At 63.6% G+C, this 14,562-nt stretch carries 11 protein-coding genes; 6 read left to right on the forward strand and 5 right to left on the reverse strand.

Annotated features, from left to right (window positions below; all coding sequences use genetic code 11):
• Positions 1-4 precede the first annotated feature (4 nt).
• Positions 5-625, forward strand: a complete 621-nt coding sequence (mobA, locus tag HV681_RS18935) for a molybdenum cofactor guanylyltransferase MobA (RefSeq protein ID WP_175124574.1) — start codon at positions 5-7, stop codon at positions 623-625.
• Here mobA and HV681_RS18940 read toward each other — a convergent pair.
• From HV681_RS18940 to moaC, 5 genes are read right to left on the reverse strand one after another with little or no spacing between them, the layout of a single operon-like run.
• Entirely contained in the window at positions 610-1,815 is a 1,206-nt protein-coding gene (locus HV681_RS18940; RefSeq protein WP_175124511.1) for a molybdopterin molybdotransferase MoeA, read from the reverse strand. The genes mobA and HV681_RS18940 overlap by 16 nt on opposite strands.
• Before the next feature lie 5 nt (positions 1,816-1,820).
• The gene (gene moaB / locus HV681_RS18945; protein WP_175124512.1) at positions 1,821-2,342 is read right to left on the reverse strand and encodes a molybdenum cofactor biosynthesis protein B; all 522 of its coding nucleotides are present in this window, start codon (positions 2,340-2,342) and stop codon (positions 1,821-1,823) included.
• Complete coding sequence (locus tag HV681_RS18950) at positions 2,339-2,821, reverse strand: molybdenum cofactor biosynthesis protein MoaE (protein ID WP_175124513.1); 483 nt, start codon at positions 2,819-2,821, stop codon at positions 2,339-2,341. The genes moaB and HV681_RS18950 overlap by 4 nt, the downstream gene beginning before the upstream one ends.
• Positions 2,822-2,825: 4 nt before the next feature.
• Positions 2,826-3,077 carry a MoaD/ThiS family protein gene (locus tag HV681_RS18955; RefSeq protein WP_175124514.1) on the reverse strand — a complete coding sequence of 84 codons (252 nt, stop codon included), beginning with the start codon at positions 3,075-3,077 and terminating at the stop codon, positions 2,826-2,828.
• Positions 3,058-3,546 carry a cyclic pyranopterin monophosphate synthase MoaC gene (gene moaC, locus HV681_RS18960; protein ID WP_175124515.1) on the reverse strand — a complete coding sequence of 163 codons (489 nt, stop codon included), beginning with the start codon at positions 3,544-3,546 and terminating at the stop codon, positions 3,058-3,060. The genes HV681_RS18955 and moaC overlap by 20 nt, the downstream gene beginning before the upstream one ends.
• Before the next feature lie 166 nt (positions 3,547-3,712).
• On the opposite strand from moaC, the gene HV681_RS18965 reads away from it, so the two are divergent.
• The 5 genes from HV681_RS18965 to HV681_RS18985 all read left to right on the forward strand — a co-directional run bounded on the left by HV681_RS18965 (position 3,713) and on the right by HV681_RS18985 (position 14,560).
• A complete protein-coding gene (locus HV681_RS18965) occupies positions 3,713-7,441 on the forward strand; it encodes a DUF748 domain-containing protein (protein WP_175124516.1) in 3,729 nt (1,242 codons plus the stop codon).
• Positions 7,442-7,510: 69 nt separating this feature from the next.
• Positions 7,511-8,392: a dienelactone hydrolase family protein gene (locus tag HV681_RS18970; protein ID WP_175124517.1), complete on the forward strand. Its 882-nt coding sequence runs from the start codon at positions 7,511-7,513 to the stop codon at positions 8,390-8,392.
• Positions 8,393-8,674: 282 nt separating this feature from the next.
• The gene (locus HV681_RS18975) at positions 8,675-10,801 is read left to right on the forward strand and encodes a type VI secretion system Vgr family protein (RefSeq protein ID WP_175124518.1); all 2,127 of its coding nucleotides are present in this window, start codon (positions 8,675-8,677) and stop codon (positions 10,799-10,801) included.
• Position 10,802: 1 nt separating this feature from the next.
• Entirely contained in the window at positions 10,803-11,690 is an 888-nt protein-coding gene (locus HV681_RS18980) for a DUF4123 domain-containing protein (protein ID WP_175124519.1), read from the forward strand.
• Between the two features lie 2 nt (positions 11,691-11,692).
• Positions 11,693-14,560, forward strand: coding sequence for a toxin VasX (locus HV681_RS18985; protein ID WP_175124520.1), 2,868 nt, complete (start codon positions 11,693-11,695; stop codon positions 14,558-14,560).
• Positions 14,561-14,562: the final 2 nt, after the last annotated feature.

The raw sequence follows: 14,562 nt of genomic DNA on the forward strand, positions 1-14,562 counted from the left end.
GTCAATGGCGCGTGACGACGTGGCTGGATTGATCCTTGCCGGCGGCCAGGGCTCCCGCATGAACGGGCAGGACAAGGGACTGGTCATTTTGCGCGGCGAACCGATGGTGGCGCACGTGGCGCGTTGTCTGGCGCCGCAGGTCGGACGCTTGATCATCAGCGCAAACCGGCATGCCGCGGTGTATGCGCAATACGGCGAGGTGGTGGCGGACGGTGCGCCAGAACTGGGAGACTGGCAAGGGCCGTTGATGGGCATCGCGGCGGCGCTGTCGGCGGTTTCCGTGCAAGATATCGCCGCGCCGCAGTGGCTGGTCGTCTCGCCGTGCGACACCCCTTTCGTGCCCGCCGGTCTGGCACAGCGCCTGATCGGCGCGGCACTCGCCGCAGATGCGTCAATGGCCTATGCCGTCGCCCACGGCCAGCGGCATTCCGCCTGCATGGCGCTGCGCACGGCGCTGCTACCTGAATTGCTGGCCTACCTGCGCGGTGGTGACCGCAAGGTCGGGTTGTGGCAGGCGAGGGCGGGCGCGGTCGAAGTGAATTTCGACGACGCGCCGCCGCATGCCTTCATGAACGTCAACACGCCAGAAGATCTGGCGCTGGCGGACCGCTACGCCAGCCAGTGACGCAGGTCGTAGTACGAGACCGTGTCCCTGTCCTGCACCAGCACATCCGCCGGCAGGCGCGCCAAGCCAGTGGACCACGGCAATGAGCTGATCACGCCCGACCCCTGATGGCCGTAAGGCACGAGCTCGCTGCCGCCTTCGTCCGCCACGCGGCACTGCACGCGCAGGAATTCCTCGCGGCCATCCTGGCGCGGCTGCGCGGTGCGCAGCGGCAGTTGGCTGACCGGCGGGAAGATTTCTTCGCGGCCCTGCATGCGGCGCATCAGCGGCGTCACCAGCGTGGCAAAGACGGCATAGGCCGACACCGGATTGCCCGGCAGGCTGACCACGGGCTTGCCGTCGATCTGCGCCAGCGCCACCGGCTTGCCGGGCTTCATGCGCACCTTCCACAGCGACAGCTCGCCGCCCAGCGCGGCCAGCGCCGGCTTGACCAGATCGCGCTCGCCGACCGACACGCCGCCGACGCTCAGCACCAGATCGCAATCGGCCAGCAGCGTCTTGAAGGCGGCCAGCAGGTCGGCCTCGGTATCGCGGGCATGCAGCACGTGGACGGGCAGGGCGCTCATGCCGCGCACCATCGCCGCCAGCATCGGGCCATTGGAGTTGTAGATCTGTTCCGTGGCGCGCGGCTGCCCCGGCAGGACCAGTTCGTCGCCGGTAGTCAGGATGCCGACGCGAAGCTGACCGTAAACGGGCACGGTGGCCATGCCTTGCGAGGCCAGCAGAGCAACGTGCGCGGCCTGCAGCAGCGTACCCGCCGGCAGCAGCGCGGCGCCTGCCATCGTGTCTTCGCCGCGGCGGCGGATGTGCTGGCCCGGGCGCGGCTCGCGCGAAATCTGCACATGGTTGTCGGCTTCGGTCGTGTCTTCCTGCATGACGACCACATCGGCGCCCGCCGGAATCACGCTGCCGGTGAACAGGCGAATGGCTTGGCCGGGCTTGAGCGGCTCGGGCACGTCGCCGGCGTAGCAGCGCTGCTGGATCGGCAGTCGCGCTTCCGGACTCCAGTCGGCCAGGCGCAGCGCGTAGCCGTCCATGGCGCTGTTGTCGGCCGGCGGAATGTCCACCGTGGCGTCAAGATGGGTGGCGAGCACCCGGCCGCTGGCATTCGCCAGGTCGACGTGCTCGGTGCGTTGGAGGGGGGCGGCGGCGTTGGCCAGCAGGGTCTGAGCTTGATCGAAATCCAGCATGGGTGTCAGGCTTCTTCTTCGTGATTCGGAAATTGCGAGGCGAAATTGCAGGGGCGGTGGCCACTGTCGAGCTGCTCGCGCAGGATCTTTGTCCAGGCGGTCTCGCAGGCGTTGTTCGAGCCGGGCAGGCAGAAGATCAGCGTCTGATTGGCCGACCCCGCGAACGCGCGCGACTGGATCGTGGAGCTGCCGATCTCGGTGTAGGAGATCTGGCGGAAGAGTTCGCCAAAACCCGGAATCTCGCGGTCCAGCAGCGGCAGGATGGCCTGCGGCGTGTGATCGCGATGCGAGAATCCCGTGCCGCCGGTGGTCAGGATGACCTGCACTTCCGGGTCGGCGATCCAGTCGCTGATTACGCGGCGGATCTGGTAGATGTCGTCGCGCACGATGTCGCGCCGCACGCACTGATGACCGGCCTGCGCCAGGCTGTTCGCCAGCAGGTTGCCGGACGTGTCATCGCCCGCGCTGCGGGTGTCGCTGATCGTCAGTACGCCGCAGCCCAACGGGACCGGGATGGCTTCGCTCATGGATTCTCCTTTTTGTCGGCAGTGTCTTCGTCCCAGGCGTCCGTGCGGTCCTGGTCGGATTGGCGCTGTTCCACCCAGAAGCTGTCGCCGCCCGCCAGGGTTTCGCGCTTCCAGAAGGGTGCGCGCGTCTTGAGCGCGTCGATGATGTATTCGCAGCCGCGGAAGGCGTCGCCGCGATGGGCGCTGGCCGCCGCCACGTACACGATCTGCGCGTTGCGGTGCAGCGCGCCGACGCGGTGGACGATGACCGTGCCGGCCAGATTCCAGCGCGCGCGGGCGGTGGCGGCAATATCTTCGAGCTCGCGCTCGCACATGCCCGGATAGTGTTCCAGAAACAGCGTGTCGGTGGGCGTGTCCGGCGCATAGTCGCGCACGTAGCCCACGAATGTGACGATGCCGCCCACGCCGGGGCCGGCGGATTCCCGCAGCGCGGCGGTGAGCGCCGCGCTGTCAAAGTCGGCTTCCTGGACGCGGATCATGGCGTCAGCCTCCGGTGACCGGTTCAAACACCGCGACTTCGTCGCCGGCGCGGATAGCGGCGGTGGGCTTGGCGTGCGTCTGGTTGATGGCCAGCTTCAGGCGCGTGGCCGGTTCCAGCTGGGGATAGCGTTCGCCCAGCTCGGCCAGCAATTGCGCGCCGGTGGATTCGCCCTGCACGGGCCAGGTTTCGGTGCGCTTGCCGACCAGTTCGGCCACGCGCGCGAAGTACAGCAGATTAATCGTTGCGCCATTCACCGCTTTTACCTCCCGCCTTGTACTTAAGGCGAACTTGTTCGATCACGATGCCTTTGTCGGCCGCCTTGCACATGTCGTAGATGGTCAGCGCGGCCACGCTGCACGCCATCATGGCTTCCATCTCGACGCCCGTCTTGTAGCTGGTGCGGCAGGTGGACAGGATGTCGATGCGATGCTCGGCGTCGTTCAGGGCGAATTCCACGCCGACGAACGACAGCGGCAGGCTGTGGCACAGAGGGATCATGTCGGCGCAGCGTTTGGCGGCCAGGATGGCGGCCACGCGCGCCGTGTTCAGGACCTCTCCCTTGCCTTGGCCCGGCTGCGTCAGCAGGCCATAGGCCACGGCGTTCATGCGGATGCTGGCGGCGGCGACCGCCACGCGCTCGGTGTCCGTCTTGGCGATGACGTCGACCATGCGGACCTGGCCGGCTTCGTCCAGGTGACTCAAGGTGGGGGTGGTCTCGGACATGGAAATCGGGATCAAGAATTGTTAATGAATGAAAAGAGCGGAGCCGGGCAAGCCGGCCGGGTCCGCTGTTCCGCCTATGATAGACGAGCAGTAAAGGGGGCGCGATAATCGCGCCTGCAGTCAGTGGAAGGTTGGATCGCCTTCAATATGTATCAGGAGACTTTCAATGCCCGTGCGGATGCCCAAGCTACGGTTTACCCGACGCGCCGGCAAGATTCTCCTGGGTATTGTGGCGTTCGTGCTGATTCTGTTTGGCGTTGCGGCCTGGCAAGTGCCAAAGGTGCTGCACGGCGTCCTGACTGACGATGTCTCGAAGATGATCGGCCGCGACGTTTCCGTCGGCAAGATCACCTTCAATCCCTTCACGCTGACCGTCCGCGCGCAAGACCTTGCCGTGGCGCAGCCCGGCGCGCAGACGCCGCTGCTGACCTTGGCCGAACTGGATGCCAGCGCATCGTGGACATCGCTGTTCTGGTTTGCACCGGTGGTCGATCGTCTGACGCTGCGGCAGCCTACCATCGCCATCGTCCGCGAAGACGTCCTGCGCTTCAATTTCTCTGACATAGAACAACGCGTCGCCGAATTGGCCGCCGCCAAGCCTGACGAGCCGCCCAAGCCGGACGAAGGCCTGCCGCGCTTTTCGCTGAACAACATGGTGATCGAGAACGGCACGATCACGCTGGACGACAAGGTCACCGGCCGCAAACAGGTTGTCGACGAGTTCGCCATCGGCATCCCGTTCATCTCGACCTTCGGCTATGCCACCGACATCGACGTGCAGCCGCGCCTGCACCTGCGCATCAATGGCAGTCCGTTCGACCTGACCGGCGTGGCGCGTCCGTTCGACGTGGTGCCTTCATCCACCTTGCGCGTGGCCTTTGACGGCCTGCAACTGGAAAAGTGGGCGGACGTCTGGCCCATGCCGCTGCCGTTCAAGGTCGAGAGCGCACTGCTGGATTCGAACCTGCAGGTCGTTTTCGAACAACCCAAGGACGCGCCGCCCAAGATCCGCGTCGTCGGCGACCTGGGACTGCGCCGCCTGGATTTGCGCGATCCGTCCGGCGGCAGTCTGGCCGCGTGGAGTGCGTTGACCGTCAGCCGGCTGGAACTGGAGCCGATCGCGCGGCAGGTGTATATCGGCGAGGTCGGGCTGTGGGCGCCGCAGATCCATGTGCGGCGTCATGCGAATGAGCACTTGAACTGGCAGGATGTTGTCGCCGGATTGAAGGCGCTGGGCGGGGTGGAGCCGACCGCCACGCCTGTCCGCGATGAAATGCGCAAGGCCAGTGGGCTGAAGCCGCTGGCTGCGGGCGGGGCGCCTGCATCGGCGGGGACACCTGCCGCGGCAGGTGCGCAGGCGCGGGGTACGCAATCGCCTTCGACCTCGGCCCCCGTCGCCAAGGCAGACGCGGGGACGGCGTCAGCGGCGCAAGCGCCCACCGGACCAGCGTCAGGCGCGCCACGCCCCGCTGACCCGGCCGGCACTGCCCCGACGGCTGGCGCTACCCCGGCGGCTGGCGCTACCCCGACGGCGGCTGGCACTGCCCCGACGGCTGGCGCTGCCCCGGCCGCCGACACTGCCGCCGCTAGCGCGCCCACCCCCGCACCCGCCGAATGGCAAGTCACGCTCGACGCCTTCAACCTCCACGAAGGCGAGGTCTACGTCACCGACGCGGTCAGCAAGCTCGACTACGTGATGACCGGCTTGGCCGCCACTGTTGAAGGCGTCGAACTGCCGCAGCAGCCGGACCGGCCCATCAACCTGTGGCTGACCATGGACAACAGCACCGATGGCGGCTGGCTGCGCGCCAAAGGGCCGCTCGTCATCAAACCGCTGTCGCTCGACATGAACGTGCGCCTGGGCAACGTGGCGCTCGCGCCGTTGGCGCCCGCCGTGCGTAGCGCTGCGCCGATCAGCCTGCTTGACGGCCGACTGGGCGCCACCGCGCAGGTCCACGTGCGCGAAAAAGGCGGCGCGATCGACGCATCCGCCACGGCCGTGCAAGCCGACCTGACACAGTTCAAGGCCCGTGACGAATCGCTCAAGCCCGCGCTCGACATCGCAATGCAGTCCTTGCGCATCACCGCCGACCGCCTCGCCATGGGCCCCGGCCAAAGCAACTTCACCCTGGCCGCTGCCGGCGTCCAGGGCGACGGCAAGCTGGACCTCAAAGGCGTCTTCACCCCGCAGCCGCTTACCCTCAAGACCGCCGTCGACCTCTCCGGCCTGAACGTCGCCAGCTTCGCGCCGTACTTCGCCTCCAGCCTGAACGCCACCGTCCGCGCCGTCACGCTGGGCGCCAAGGGCAACGCCGAATTCATCGCCGCCGCCGGCAACGCCCCGATGAAGGCCGTCTGGAAGGGCGCCGTCGACGTCACCGACCTGGATCTGCAAGACCGCGTCAACAAGGACGACTTCCTGAACTGGAAGCGCCTGGGCTTCGTCGGCATGGACATCTCCGTGGCGGGCGACAAGATCGGCGCCAAACTGGGCGACATCGCGCTCGAAGACTTCTACGGCCGCATCCTGCTCAATGCGCAAGGCCGGCTCAACGTCATGGACCTGGTGGCCGCGCCTGGACAGGCCGGCGGCTCCATCACGCAGGACACGCAGACCCCAGGCCGCAGCGCCGATACACCCGCCGCGCCGCCTGCACCCGCGGCGCCTGCGCCGTCCGCCAAGGGCAGCCGGGCAAGCGCCATGCCGGACATCTCGGTCAACAGCGTCACGCTGACTCGCGGACGCATGACCTTCACCGACCGCTTCGTCAAACCCAACTACGTCGCCGAGCTGTCCAGCATCGAAGGCGGCATCACCGCCGTCTCTTCCACCAACCCGCAGCCCGCCAAGGTCAAGGTCACGGGGCGGGTCTACACCACCGCGCCGCTCTCCATCAGCGGCGTCGTGCAGCCCTTCGCCCAATACCTGACCCTGGACCTCAAGGCGTCCGCCAAGGGCGTCGACCTGCCACGCTTCAACACCTATTCGGCCAAGTACGTCGGCTACCCCATCAAGCGCGGCAAGCTCTCGGTAGACCTGGAATACAAGATCAAGAACCGCGCCTTGCAGGCCACCAACCACGTCGTGCTCAACCAGCTCACCTTCGGCGACAAGACCAACAGCCCCGACGCCACCAAGCTACCCGTGCTGCTGGCCGTCGCGCTGCTCAAGGACTCGCGCGGCAACATCGACATCAACCTGCCCATCTCCGGCTCGCTCGACGACCCCGAGTTCTCGGTCGGCGGCATCGTCGTGCGCGTGCTGATGAACCTGGTCGTCAAAGCCGTGACCTCGCCCTTCAGCCTGCTCGCGTCCGCGTTCGGCGGGGGCGAAGAACTGTCCTACGTCGAATTCGCGCCCGGCAGCGCCGTTCTCACCGAAGACACGATCCAGCGCATCGATACCCTTACCAAGGCGCTCACCGACCGCCCGGCCCTCAAGATGGACATCAGCGGCCGCGCCGACCCCAAGACCGACTCGGAAGGCCTGCGCCAGGCCTGGGTCGACGCCCAGATCCGCGCCGCCAAGGCCGCCGACGTCGCCCCGCGCGGCAAGAAGCCCGATCCCAAGGGTGTCACGGTCTCCAGCGCCGAACGTGCCAAGTACCTCGAAGACGTCTACGATGACGCAGACCTCAAGGACAAACCGCGCAATTTCATCGGCATGGCCAAGTCCGTTCCGGCCGCGCAGATGGAAGCAATGCTGCGCGCGGCGGCCCCGGTCGGCGAGGATCAACTGCGCCAACTGGCCGATGCCCGGGCGCAGGCGGTATATGAGAAGTTGCAAGCCCAGGAAGGACTCGCGGATCGCGTGTTCATCGTTGCGCCGCAGCTGGACGCCGATGGCATCAAGGACGAGGGGCAACCCTCACGCGTGGACTTCTCCCTGAAGTGAACTCGGCAGGCCCGGGCAGGGACGCGAGGCGCGTCCCTCGGTGCCCGTCTTTTACCAGGAGATTTTTCGATGAAAGACCAGGACGACGCGCACTTCGACAGCCTGCTCCCGCCCTTGCGGCTGGACCGGCGAGGCTTCCTTGCCACCACCGCGGCGGCAGGTTTCTCGCTGGCAGCAGGCCCCGTGATGGCGCAAACCGCCATCACCACGGACGCCAAGGGCCTCGTGGCCGGCAGGATCGAAATCCCCACCTCCGACGGCAAGATCCCCGCATTCCGCGCCGCGCCGGATGGCAAGAAGAACCTGCCCACGATCATCGTCGTCCAGGAAATCTTCGGCGTGCACGAATACATCCAGGACGTCTGCCGGCGCCTCGCCCACCAGGGCTACCTCGCCATCGCGCCGGAACTCTATGCGCGCCAGGGCGACCCGTCCAAGTACACCGAAATCCCCAAGCTGCAGGCCGAAATCGTCAGCAAGGTCCCCGACAAACAGGTCATCGCCGACCTGGACGCCACCGCCGCCTGGGCCGCCGCCAACGGCGGCAACCCCGACCGTCTGGGCATCCTGGGCTTCTGCTGGGGCGGCCGCCAGGTCTGGCTCTACGCAGCCCACAACCCCAAACTCAGGGCCGGCGCCGCCTGGTACGGCCAGTTGGCGGGTGACCCCACCGAACTGAAACCCAAGTCGGCCCTGGCCATCGTCAACGACCTGAAGGCCCCGGTCCTCGGCGCCTACGGCGGCAAGGATGCCGGCATCTCCCAAGCCGACGTCGACCGCATGCGCGTCGAACTCGCCAAGGGCTCCGCGGCCGCCAAGGCGTCTCGCATCGACATCTATCCCGAAGCCGGTCATGCGTTCCACGCCGACTATCGTCCTTCGTATCGCAAGGCGGAAGCGGAACAGGCGTGGACGCGGATGCTGGATTGGTTCAAGCAGAACGGGTTGTAAGGGACAACTTTCCCGAAGGCTCAGCTATCGGGCCAACTTTGACCTGCTCGGGTCAAGGTTGGCCCGATTTTCTTTGTTTGTTTTCAAGTGCTTGAGAAATGTCGGGCCACTATTGGCCCGAAAAATCCGGTGAGGAAGCACTTTTTGGTGTTCGTGCAATTCAAGATGGGAGAATCTTGCGGAGGGGCTTGGCTACGTGGTTGATAAGAAAGAACAACTCGTTCGACACGATCAAGCTGGCACAGCGTTTGCGTTGAGACATGGTCATCTCCGGAATCAGCCATGCCCACTCAATCGGATCTGTGCTTCACGTTCACCATCGGCGACGAGCCCTTCGAGGTCGTCGAATTCACGCTGCAAGAAGGCCTGTCCGAGACCTTTCTGCTGGAAGTGGAACTGGCCAGCTCAAACCCCGCCATCGACTTCGGCGAGGTGCTAGACCGCGCCGCGTTGCTCACGATCTGGCACGGTGACACGGCGGTGCGCTACGTGCACGGCGCGGTCTCGTCGTTCGTCCAAGGCGACACGGGCTTTCGCAGGTCACGCTACTCCGCCATCGTCGAGCCGCGTCTGGCGCGCCTTTCACTCAGTTCCGATTGGCGCATCTTTCAGTCCCAAACCGTCCCGCAGATCGCTGAGGCGGTGCTTAAGGCGCATGGGCTGACTCAAGACTACGAGCAGCGCAGCACTACCGAGCATCAGGCCCGTGAATACTGCGTGCAAGCCGGCGACACGGACTACCACTTCATCGAGCGCATCATGCGCGAGGAAGGTTTCTTCTATTCCTTCCGCCATAGCGCTGAGGGCCATCAGCTGGTCCACAGCGATCGCCTGTTCATTCATGGACGCGTGAGCGATGAGCCGGTTCTGTACAACCCCGTCTCCGGCGGCGACCAGCCGCAACCCGCGCTGCGACGTTTCACATACACCGAAAACGTACGCACCGCGCGGCAGACCCAGCGGGACTACACCTTCCACCATCCCCGGTACACGCACCAGCACAGTCGCGATGGGCGGGATTTGGACCACCAGGGCCGCGGCTACGAACGCTATGACTATCCCGCACGCGCCAAATTCGACGAGGCCGGCAAGCCCTTCGCCGAGAACCGCCTGCGCGGGCATCGCCGCGATGCCCGCATTGCCGTGGTCCATGGCGATGACCCGCGACTGCAGCCGGGTATCTCCTTCACGCTCGCCGGCCACCCGCGGGAAGACATGAACCGCGGCTGGCGCCCCGTGCGCATTGTCCACCGCGGAATCCAACACACGAGTCAGGCCGAGGAAGGTGCACAAGCCCAGTTGGGAACGCACTATAGCTACGAGGCCGAGCTGGTCCCGGATGACGTCGAGTGGCGCGCGGAACCGCTGCCCAGACCATGCATCGACGGCCCGCAGAACGCCATGGTGGTCGGGCCGCCCAATGAAGAGATCTACACCGATGAGTATGGAAGGGTGAAGGTCCAGTTCCCCTGGGACCGTCTCGGCAAGGAGGACGAACACAGCTCCTGCTGGATCCGAGTCTCGCAGAACATCGCCGGCGCGACGTGGGGCCACATGGCCATCCCGCGCATCGGCCAGGAGGTCATCGTCTCTTACTTCGATGGGGATCCTGACCAACCCGTTATCACCGGCCGCGCCTATAACCGCCTGCAATTGCCGCCCTACGAATTGCCGCGCCACAAGACGCGGATGACCATCAAAAGCAAGACCCACAAGGGCGAGGGGTACAACGAACTGCGCTTCGAAGACGAGAAAGACCAAGAAGAAATCTACGTCCACGCGCAGAAGGACCAGAACATCCACGTCAATCACGACGAAACCACGTTCGTCGGCCATGACCGCAGCGAGCAGGTTGAGCACGATGAAACCATCACCATCGGCCACGACCGCAAGGAGACCGTGGGCAATGACGAACATGTGAACATCGGCCAGGACCGGCGGCACGACATCGGGCGAGATGACTTTATAACGGTGGGTCGTAACCACACCATCTACACCGCCAAGGACCGCACTGAAGAAGTGGGCAACAACCGCCGCGACAAAACCACGGCGAATCATTGGGTGAACATCGGCGGAAACCACGAACAGACGGTTGAAGGGCACGCCGAGTTACAGGCCGGACATGCGATTCGTCATCGCACCAAAGTCTACGAGATCCAGGCAGGGGAGAGCCTCTCTCTCAAAGGACCGGGAGGATCCATTCGAATCGACGGTTCGGGCATCACGCTCGATGGAATCAAGATTCAGATGAAGGGGCCGATGCGCCAACAGAGCGGCGGCGCGAGCCCGATTCCGGTTCCGGTGGGCGTTCCCGCGCCGGGCCTGCCTTTCGACGTGCTGTGCATGAAGCGCAGCGATGGCAGTTGCCCGCGGTTGGACTGCCCGTGTGGCAATTTCCAGGGAGGCTGACATGTTGATGGCCCTGGACCAGGTGACGCAAGCCGAACTGAATCCACCTTCGCTGGCCACCTTTCTGCTGCTCGAAACAGAAATTCTTGACGAGTGGCTGATGCGCCAGCCGGACTCGCCGGAGCGCTCCACCATTAGTGACTTCGTACGCAAAGTCGACTATGCCACTTCCCTGCGTTGGGTCTGGAGCGACACCGAGTACGACAGCCACCACACGAATGGGCCGATCCTGGTGCAGTACCAATCGGATTCTCGTCTGCTAGAGCATTTTATGGACCCCTGGGCTTCCACGGGTGGAGCGGTATTCCTGGCCTCGTCCCGTCCGATCGACGAGGTAGTAGCCCAACTGCGCGCGGTCCTGTTCGTGCTGATGCCCAATGGCAACAAGGCACGGTTCCGGCTTCAGGAGACAACCGCCCTCGCGAGCGTGTTGCGAGCGCTTGAACCCTACAGAGCCGGGGCGCTGCTGGGTCCGATTCAAGAGCTGATCTGGCGGGAGAACCTCGGACCGGAACATCAGTGGTGGTGCTATCGCCAACCAGATGGCCCGTGCCCGGTACAAGGCGGCTTCCAATTCAATCACTCAGAAATGACCGCCATCGATGCGGGGCTGACTGACCAGCACCTTCGCAGGCACATCGCGATCACCCGGCGAGCACCCCACAGTTTTCGCGACGACCCGCGCCAGCAGACCGGCGTGTGGATGGAGCACCTCAAAAGCTGGGGATTCAAAGAGTTCTCACATCTGGACGCCGCCTTGGACGCCTTCCGTCATCCCGCTTACCGACGGTGCGCGGCGACGGTCGTTGCGCTGTTGCAGGACACGGCGTTGACACCGGGCGCCCGCGCCGCACAGGCAATGAATCACCTGATGACCGAAGGACACTGATCATGGCAGCAAGCATTGGCTACTGCAGCACCAACGAAAGCTGCAAGGTCCGAATCCCCTTGTTTCCACTGCGCTATTCCGCGCATCCACGGCCCAAGGGTGGCGCCGACTATGCCTATGACGCGGCGTCGCTGGAGACTGGCTTTCAGAAGCTGGACCACGCGCAGTATGGATTGCGTTGCGTGGGCGCGGGATTCGTCTATCTGTTCGATGAGACCGAGGGTACGGTGTTCGTGTGGCGGGTCAACGAAGAGAACGGTCAATTCGTCGAGCTTCTGTCCAGGAATCGCTCACTGGAAGCGGCGCTCGGGGGCTATAAACCGGGACGCTCCCTGTCCCACATCTGGGCGAATGAGCGTTCGGTAGTCCACATTCTATTGACGGACACGCTCCTGACCGAACGAAAAATCCGCGAAATCGAATCGAACCAGGACGGCATCCGGGCAAAGCTGGCAACGACCATTGACATGAAGGCTTGGGCGGACAGCGCGCCATCCAGAAACACCTTTGCAGCAAGCCGGCTAGGCGAACTGGTGGAGGAGTTCAAGGGCACCGATCTCAGCTTTTCGCCCTGGCGCATCAAACAGTTGGCACCTTCCGCTCAGCCATTGATCACGGGCATGGAAGCGGTAGCCCCTGCCAGGCAGATCGCGGTCGTCATGCACGACAACATTGCCTTGGTGCAGGATCTAGGCGGAGTGTTCCATAAGTTCCGCCAAGCCATGGAAACCTACAATTCGGCCCCTGATCACGACAGCTCGGCTGGGGACGGTCAACGTTATCGCAAGATGATCGTCGCTCAACTGATAGAGCGAATCTACGAGTCGGGCTACGCCGACAACGCAGGGGTGACGGGGCAGGACAGGCAGGAATTCGAGCGGGTCCTCCGCCGAGATATGGACGAGCGTGAATGGAAGCGAAAGCGCTTTGCGGACAGTCTCGCCGTGATTGAACGAGAGCCGGCCAGATATCGTCCTTCGTCGTATCCAGATGCGCGGCGGCAACTGGATGCCTTACCCACCGATCCGATTGGTAGGCGCGCTGCCGCGTTGTCTGAGGCAGTACCGCTCTATGCCCGCCATGTCCGGGAAGTGGACAGGGTGAGGTTCGTGCGCGAATTCAGCGTAGAACTGGGAAGTCGTCACGCCGCCGTAGTCGACAGGAAAAATGACCGCTGCAAATGGCTACAGCGCTACGTGAATACGACTTCCCCTAATGACATGGGCGCGACTTTTCTACGCTATGACACTGATCACCCAATGTCGTCAACGAGCCACGCGATCGCCTTTTCCGCTTGCATAGAGGGGATGATTTGGGGCACCGAAATTACAACACCTGGCACCAAGGACCATGAACGAGAGCTGTTTGAGGCTTGGTGGAAACTGCCGTGGCAGGCCAATCCCATCCTCGTCAATATCGAACATGATAAAGGTCTGGTGGATGCCATTTGGGAAAACAAGATGGACATCGCCCTGGACACGGCTGGAAGTAAAGGTCTTGGTCAGCTCCTGCGTTTTGGTGCTCTTCATTACCTGATGGAGCAAGTTAGTGTCTACACCCTCAGCCGCTTTCCCAGAGCGGGTTCCGACGGTCGCGTATGGCACGGCGTTGCCCGTGATGCCGTGGCCGATCGGATCCACCAACTGGCAGGCATGGGTACGATAGAGGACGCGGAGCGGCTGATACGTATGCTGGAAACGCGGTATCAGGACCGTTTGACCATCCGGCGGTTGACGCGCGAAGAAGCTATACGGGCGTTAGAGGATGCCGCGGGGTTTCCGCGCGGTTCCGTCGTGGTGGGATCTATCGCGATGGGCGCTGGCGATACGATGGACGTGATCGTCTGGCAGCGTATGACTCCCCTTACCCGCTATGCAAATCCGTTTCTGCAGGTGTTTGAACGCGGTGTCGCAGGAGGCGTGGCGTTTTTTAGCTTTCTCAACCTCAAGGCGGCAATATTCGACCTGGATTTGAACGGTCAGAAATGGAAATCTAGCTGGGCCAATCTGGTAGCAGCGATCATGGGGGTCGGAAGCGCAACTAACGGCGTGCTCATTGCAACGCGAGCGCTGATGCCTCAGGTCTATCTGCGCGCATCCATTTCAGCAGTCGTGCTGCAGCGTATTGCCAGCACCGGATCACTACGACTGTTCGGCTACGGCGGAGCCGTGGCTGACGCTGTTTCGAATTGGTTTAAGTCCGGCGAGCAACGAAGGGTCGGCAATCAAGAGGCCGCCACTGCTTACGCGGTAGCAGGTCTGGGATTGGGTTTAGGCGGAGCAGCACTCACAACGGGTGGCGCCGCGTTTGCTGCAGGACTGGGATTGGCAGGAACCGTAGCCACTGTGCCCGTTTGGGGGTGGATTGCGGCGGGTTTGATACTGCTAGGGACTGGATTGTGGTGGCTCTTCAAGGGCGATCGGGCTCAGTACATTGCCATCGGCTACTGGCTCAATGACGGAAGCTTTGGCAAGCATGAGTTGCTGGGACGGCCAGCAATCGTCAGGTACGAAACGCTTGATCAGGAGAACCGAGGCTACGTACAGGCGGTTTATGCCCCGCAACGTTTGGATTCTGATTGGCATATGACAAGTAAAACTCTGATTGTGAAAGTCATCTATCCCCTTGACGGCGCCATCCAGAAAATTGAGTCAGAGGGAAACGACGTTCACCAAGCGCAAGTCTACTCAATGGAGGGAGAGGAGATGTCTTCTAAGGAGAGCCGTGTTCGATCCTACAAGATCGTCGGACTCACGAAAGGGACCGGTTTTCGCTACGCCATAAGACCCAGCTACGTTCCGGTCCTCTTGGGGGAGACTCTCGCGTCCGAGATCACCTTCAGTGATAAGGACACGCCTTGGTACTACTAACT

Origin of the sequence: Achromobacter animicus, assembly GCF_902859585.1 — a bacterium.
Classification (GTDB): domain Bacteria; phylum Pseudomonadota; class Gammaproteobacteria; order Burkholderiales; family Burkholderiaceae_B; genus Achromobacter; species Achromobacter animicus.

What these genes read in the sequence shown, in the direction of transcription:
- HV681_RS18985 (WP_175124520.1), top strand. Translation starts at nt 11,693, where the DNA reads ATGGCAGCAAGCATTGGCTACTGCAGCACCAACGAAAGCTGCAAGGTC.
- moaB (WP_175124512.1), bottom strand. Translation starts at nt 2,342, where the DNA reads ATGAGCGAAGCCATCCCGGTCCCGTTGGGCTGCGGCGTACTGACGATC.
- HV681_RS18950 (WP_175124513.1), bottom strand. Translation starts at nt 2,821, where the DNA reads ATGATCCGCGTCCAGGAAGCCGACTTTGACAGCGCGGCGCTCACCGCC.
- HV681_RS18980 (WP_175124519.1), top strand. Translation starts at nt 10,803, where the DNA reads ATGTTGATGGCCCTGGACCAGGTGACGCAAGCCGAACTGAATCCACCT.
- mobA (WP_175124574.1), top strand. Translation starts at nt 5, where the DNA reads ATGGCGCGTGACGACGTGGCTGGATTGATCCTTGCCGGCGGCCAGGGC.
- moaC (WP_175124515.1), bottom strand. Translation starts at nt 3,546, where the DNA reads ATGTCCGAGACCACCCCCACCTTGAGTCACCTGGACGAAGCCGGCCAG.
- HV681_RS18970 (WP_175124517.1), top strand. Translation starts at nt 7,511, where the DNA reads ATGAAAGACCAGGACGACGCGCACTTCGACAGCCTGCTCCCGCCCTTG.
- HV681_RS18975 (WP_175124518.1), top strand. Translation starts at nt 8,675, where the DNA reads ATGCCCACTCAATCGGATCTGTGCTTCACGTTCACCATCGGCGACGAG.
- HV681_RS18965 (WP_175124516.1), top strand. Translation starts at nt 3,713, where the DNA reads ATGCCCGTGCGGATGCCCAAGCTACGGTTTACCCGACGCGCCGGCAAG.
- HV681_RS18940 (WP_175124511.1), bottom strand. Translation starts at nt 1,815, where the DNA reads ATGCTGGATTTCGATCAAGCTCAGACCCTGCTGGCCAACGCCGCCGCC.